The organism is Mycobacterium sp. TH-M82, from assembly GCF_057473605.1.
Genome location: NZ_JBYCKY010000496.1, coordinates 1 through 2,027, shown reverse-complemented (window position 1 = coordinate 2,027; position 2,027 = coordinate 1). Strand labels below are relative to the sequence as shown.

2 protein-coding genes are annotated in these 2,027 nt (G+C 62.3%); both read right to left on the bottom strand.

The window, feature by feature from the left end:
• Positions 1-75, bottom strand: a 75-nt coding sequence (locus tag AC2VON_RS15445) for a hypothetical protein (protein WP_330390733.1), incomplete at its 3' end; no start/stop codon positions are given.
• Between the two features lie 204 nt (positions 76-279).
• The coding region (gene fusA / locus AC2VON_RS15440) for an elongation factor G (protein ID WP_486953738.1) at positions 280-2,027 on the bottom strand (1,748 nt) is incomplete at its 5' end.

The window sequence follows — 2,027 nt, the reverse complement described above, 5'->3', positions numbered from 1 at the left end:
CTTGCCGTGGTCAACGTGACCAATGGTCCCGATGTTGACGTGCGGCTTCGTCCGCTCGAACTTCGCCTTCGCCACTTCTATGTCCTCCTGGACTGTTGGTGCTGGTTCACAGCAGGGTTGATCTTTTCAGTTGTGCCACCGTAGCGCCCGGCACGATCACTGGCTCACTCGCCCGTCGCCTTCGCGCTACTCATTGCTCGACTCCGTTCTCGTGAGCTGTACTGATTGCTCGATTCCTCGTCCCCGAGCTGCGCTCGCCCACTCGTCATCTTCGCACGCTCACTGGCCCGTCGCCTTCGCGATGATCTCCTTCGACACCTGCGCCGGAACTTCAGCGTAGGACTCGAAGACCATGGAGTAGTTCGCCCGGCCCTGTGTCTTCGACCGCAGGTCTCCGACGTAGCCGAACATCTCCGACAGCGGCACGTGCGCCTTGACGACACGCGCGCCACCGCGCTCCTCCATGGCCTGGATCTGGCCACGGCGGGAGTTCAGGTCGCCGATCACGTCGCCCATGTAGTCCTCGGGGGTGATGACCTCGACGGCCATGATCGGTTCAAGGATCACCGGCTGCGCTTGCGCTGCAGCCTTTTTCAGCGCGTGAGAGCCGGCCACCTTGAACGCCAACTCCGAAGAGTCGACATCGTGGTACTGCCCGTCGAGCAGGGTGACCTTCAGGTTCACCAGCGGGTAGCCGGCCAGCACGCCGTATGCCATGGCGTCCTGCGCACCGGAATCCACCGCCGGTATGTACTCCCGCGGGATGTGGCCGCCGGTGACCTTGTTCTCGAACTCATAGGTCGCGCCGTCCTCGCCGGTGAAGGGCTCCACGGTGATGATGACCTTCGCGTACTGACCGGAGCCGCCGGTCTGCTTCTTGTGGGTGTACTCGACCTTCTCCACCTTGCGGCGAATCGTCTCCTTGTAGGCCACTTGCGGCTTTCCGACGTTGGCCTCGACTTTGAACTCGCGACGCATCCGGTCGACCAGGATATCCAGGTGCAACTCGCCCATCCCGCCGATCACGGTCTGGCCGGTTTCTTGATCCAGGTGCACCTTGAAGGTCGGATCCTCCTCGGCCAGTTTCTGGATCGACAGCGACAGCTTCTCCTGGTCGCTCTTGGTCTTCGGTTCGATGGCCACCTCGATCACCGGGTCGGGGAAGCTCATCGATTCCAGCACGATCTGCTGGTTCGGGTCGCAGAGCGTGTCACCGGTGGTGGTGTCCTTCAGGCCGATCACCGCATAGATGTGCCCGGCCGACGCCGAATCCACCGGGTTCTCCTTGTTGGAGTGCATCTGAAACAGCTTGCCCAGCCGTTCTTTTTTGCCCTTGGTCGCGTTGATGACCTGCGAGCCGGACTCGACCTTGCCCGAGTACACCCGCACGTAGGTGAGCTTGCCGAAGAACGGGTGCACGGCGATCTTGAACGCCAGCGCGGAGAACGGCTCATCGGTGCTGGGACGGCGGGAGATGATCTCGCCCTCGTTGCCCGGCACGTGGCCCTGCACCGACTCGACGTCCAGCGGCGACGGCAGATAGTCCATGACCGCGTCCAGCATCGGCTGCACGCCCTTGTTTTTGAAGGCGCTGCCGCACAGGACCGGGAACAGCTCGGAGGACACCGTCAGCTTGCGGATGGCACCCTTGATCTCGGCGACAGTCAGTTCCTCTCCGCCGAGGTATTTCTCCAACAATGTCTCGTCGGTTTCGGCGACGGTCTCCAGCAGGGCGGTGCGGTATTCGTCGGCTTTGTCGGCCAACTCGGCCGGGATGTCGACGGTGTCGTAGTGTTCGCCGAGCTTGGTCTCACCACGCCACACCTTGGCGTTCATCTCGACCAGGTCGACGATGCCCTCGAAGTCGTTTTCCGCGCCGATCGGCAGCTGCACCACCAGTGGCCTGGCACCCAGTCGCTCCTTGATGGTCCGCACCGTGAAGTAGAAGTCCGCGCCGATCTTGTCCATCTTGTTGACGAAACAGATCCGGGGTACGTCGTATTTGTCGGCTTGCCGCCAGACCTGCT